Genomic DNA, 3,632 nt, shown 5'->3' on the forward strand with positions numbered 1-3,632 from the left:
CGCCTTGCCGTCCGGCTGGTCGCACGGGGGGCCTGCCGTGGCGTTGCGTGTACGTGGTCGCCGGGGGGAGGGATCGGTCACCGCCAGCCGGCCGTAGCCGTCGAAGGTGAAGCCGAAGGGCGCGGGCGTGCCGGCCGGGTTGGCCACGAACTCCTCCGACGGCCGACCGTCCGCGCCGATGGCGAAGACGTCCAGCAGACCGCCGCCGCCGTTCTTGGTGGCGATCACCAGCGAGCGGCCGTCCGGCGAGAACTGCAGCTGGGCCGGGCTGACCACGTTCTGCCCCGGCCCGCTCGCCGGCGTCAGCTCCAGCGACCGCGTCGAGTCCTCGATCGCGTGCAGCTGGCCGCCGGCGACGCGGTAGCCGGTGATCGAGCTGCCGGCGTGCGCGTTGAGCACGTACAGCATCGTTGTGCAGCGCCGGCTGACCGGAAGCACGCCGCCCGACGGCACGACCTGCCGCAGGTGCGGATGCGGGCCGGTGCCGCCGAGCACGGACACCGTGTTACTGCCGGCGTTCACCGCGAACAACAGCCGGTGCCGCCGGTCGTACACCAGCGATCCCTGCGAATCCAGCGGATCGGAGGTGAGGCCGTCGTGCGCGCCGCCGTCGCCGTCGGTGTCGAGCGTGGCGACGACCTCGATCGCGCCGTCGTCGTCGATGTCGCACACCAGAACCTGGTTGCCGGCCAGGGTGTTGGTCTGCACGAAGAGCTGGTCCATGCCCCGGCCCCTCAGTCCGCGACCACGCCGGCGAAAGCGGAGCAGCTCGGCCATGCCGAACCGGCCCTCGCTGTTCGGCCAGCGTCGGCGTCCAGATCGGGTACGTGGAGCGGTACGAATCGGGTCCGCGTCCAGCAGGCCGATCAGCACCTCGCTGACGATGACGCGCCGACCGAGCCCAGCCGGCCGCCACGGTGGCGCAGCTCGGCCTACTGAGGATGTAGTACCAGAGGTAGGCCGGCCCGGAGATGCCCAGCTCGGCCTCGGTCAGCGGCACCTGCCCGATCTTGCGGGAGATGTCCTGGCCCGACGGGAGCTGCTGCACCTCGCTGCGCAACAGGTTGCGCACCACCAGGGACCGCAGCTGGCGGCCGATCTCCGCCGGCACGTCGGTGATCGGCGGCAGGTCCAGCAGCCGCACGTTCAGCTTGGCCTCGATGCGCTTGGCCCGCTGCGGCCGCGAGCCGTCGATGGTGAAGAAGTGCCGGAAGTCCAGCGCGAACTCCGGCGCCACCGCCCCGCCCCGCAGATCGGCCCGGTCATGCGGGTCCTCCGGTGCGGGGTCGTCGAAGTTCAGCGGGAACAGCGGCAGCGTGTGCTTGTCGTTGATGGTGTAGTCGGACCGGATCGTCGGGTGCATGAACCGGAACCCGGCGACCGCGAACTCCACCGGGATGAACGGGTTTCCGGCCGGGTCGAAGAACTGCAGGCCGTCCCGGTCGATGGTGTCCACGCTGTCCTGCCCGCAGACCAGCGGCAGGTACTCGTGCACGATGATCCACTGGTAGTGCCAGCGCACGACCTGCTGCGCCGCCGCGAACAGGTCGTCCCAGTACGTGCGCACGCTGAGCAGATCGGCGATTGAGGCGTTGGCCGGCGGATTCGGGTTGGGATCCGCGGGCGGCGGCGGGAACCTGTTGCCGAACACATCGGTGATCTCGCCGCTCATCAGCCCGTCGACCACCCGGTTGTGGAACTTGATGAACGCCAGGTGCACCTGGTTGAGCAGCAGGTTCTCGTCGTTGCGCGGATCGCCGATCAGCGCCACGCCGCCGGCCGTGCGGGCCAGGTCCACGCCATCCGGCGAGACCAGCAGTTTCGTGTTGTGCCACCGCGTGTCGTACAGCAACGGGCTGGCGAACGGGCCCGAGCCGTACAGGTGGTCGAGGTCGAGCATGGGCGGCCGGAAGTTCGTCGTGGCCTCCGGATCCACCTGCCGGCCCAGGTTGCCGGTGGCGTCGAAGGTGATGTTGTGGTCGATGAACTGGCCCAGGAAGGTGAAACCCGCGTCCAGTGTCGGGCTGTCCTGCTGGGTGGTGGTGTCGCCGCCGTCCATCAGGCCGCCCGGCAGCCCCAGCCGCTCGGCCAGCGGCAACCCCGTCGCCGGGCGCGCCGGCAGGGTCGGGAACATCCGGCCGAACCGCCCGGTGGGCGGGGCGGCGCCCCGCGGCACGTCAAGACCGCGGATCTCGAAGCCGTGCTTGGTCGTCGTCACTGAACCCCCTCAGTGCAAGCGCCGACGGCCGCTCTCCCCAGAGCGTGCGCCATCGGCGTGTGTGCGAACTCGGTGTCGCGGACCTAGCGGCCGGTCACCCCCGTGGTCATCGGCCGTGCAGGAAAGATCCCCCGTGAGGTCAAGTGTACGCGCGGCGCCGGTGGATACATGAGTAATCGCTGAGAACGCCGGGGCGTACAATGCTTGCCGCTACAGGGAAGTCATGTCGTGGGGCCCGGCTGACAGTTCGGGCAGTACCAGGTCGGCCTTTGCTGCACACCGCTGCCCTGCGTCGCCCGGACGACCGCGTGGCCGCAGCGCAGGCAGCGTTTGCCCTGCCGTTCGTACACCCAGTGCTGCCGGCCGCGGGCCAGGTCGCCGGTGGTGGACTGCTCGGGGCGCCACGCGTTGCGGAGCAACAGCTTGTGGCTGAGCTCGACGGCTCGGGCCGCATCGGCGGCCGAGACCGGCGACCAGGGGGAGACGCCGAGCAGGAAGCACACCTCGGCCTTGTACAGATTGCCGACGCCGGCCATCACCCGTTGATCGAGCAATGCGAGGCCGATCTGCCGGGACGGGTCGGCGGTGAGCCGGCCGACGGCCTCCGCGGCCATCGCGGCGTCCCACTCCGGGTGCAGCAGGTCCGGGCCGAGGTGGCCGACCAGGCGCGACTCCTCGGCCGTCGGCAGCAACTCCAGGTCGTGCAGCAGAAAACCGACGGCCGAACGGTCCGAAGTGGACAGAATGGCCCGGATCTGGTGCGACGGCCGGCGCCAGTGCTCGCCGGCGCGGTACAGGTGCCAGCTGCCGTCCATGCGGAGATGGCTGTGCAGGCTGAGGCCGTCGTCGAAGCGGGTGAACAGGTGCTTGCCCACCGAGCCGACGCCGGCCACCACGCGGCCCTTTAGGTCCACAGTGGACAGATTGGGGTGGCGGATCTCCCCGCGCGTCACCGTGTTGCCGGCCAGCGCGTCGTCAAGCCGGTGTGCGGTGAGGAAAACCGTGTCGCCCTCGGGCATCAGGGCAGGTGCGGTTCCATGAACTGCGGCCGTCCGATGGGGCCGGCGTCCGGCGGCGCGTGCTCGTCGACCGCCGGCTCTTCTTCGGCCGCGGCCTGCTCGACGTCCGCCTCCTCGGCCTGGTCGGCCTCGGTCTCCTCGTACGTCTCCTCGGGCTCCTCGGACTGCGCGAATACCGACCGCGTCCGTCGGCTCCGCGACCGCAGTACCCGGGCCAGCAGCAGGTTGAACGCCAGCGCCACCTCGCGGGCCCCCGGCGTGTTCCACATGTGGATCGGCATGCACGCGCCCTGAGCCTGCTGCACCGCCAGCCGGTCCGGCAGCGCCACCGGCATCACCAGCGGGCCGAAGATGTCCCGCAGCTCGTCGATGCGGAACTGGTGCTCGTGCGAGCG

Annotated in this window: 2 protein-coding genes and 2 pseudogenes; all 4 read right to left on the reverse strand. The window is 70.6% G+C overall.

All coding sequences use genetic code 11. The annotated features are described in order from the left end of the window. Positions 1 to 555: pseudogene (locus KUTG_RS62005) on the reverse strand (hypothetical protein); the annotation flags it as partial. Further along, positions 506 to 2,218, reverse strand: a complete 1,713-nt coding sequence (locus KUTG_RS35270) for a peroxidase family protein (RefSeq protein WP_063753604.1) — start codon at positions 2,216 to 2,218, stop codon at positions 506 to 508. The pseudogene KUTG_RS62005 and the gene KUTG_RS35270, both read right to left, overlap by 50 nt. Before the next feature lie 221 nt (positions 2,219 to 2,439). Next, positions 2,440 to 3,237 (reverse strand): Fpg/Nei family DNA glycosylase, encoded by a 798-nt coding sequence (locus KUTG_RS35275; RefSeq protein WP_043723039.1) that lies wholly within the window; start codon positions 3,235 to 3,237, stop codon positions 2,440 to 2,442. Beyond that, positions 3,237 to 3,632, reverse strand: a pseudogene (locus KUTG_RS64260) (hypothetical protein); the annotation flags it as partial. The pseudogene KUTG_RS64260 and the gene KUTG_RS35275, both read right to left, overlap by 1 nt.

The organism is Kutzneria sp. 744 (assembly GCF_000568255.1).
Lineage (GTDB): Bacteria > Actinomycetota > Actinomycetes > Mycobacteriales > Pseudonocardiaceae > Kutzneria.

Coding starts and splice junctions, on each gene's coding strand:
- KUTG_RS35275 (WP_043723039.1), bottom strand. CDS start 3,237: ATGCCCGAGGGCGACACGGTTTTCCTCACCGCACACCGGCTTGACGAC.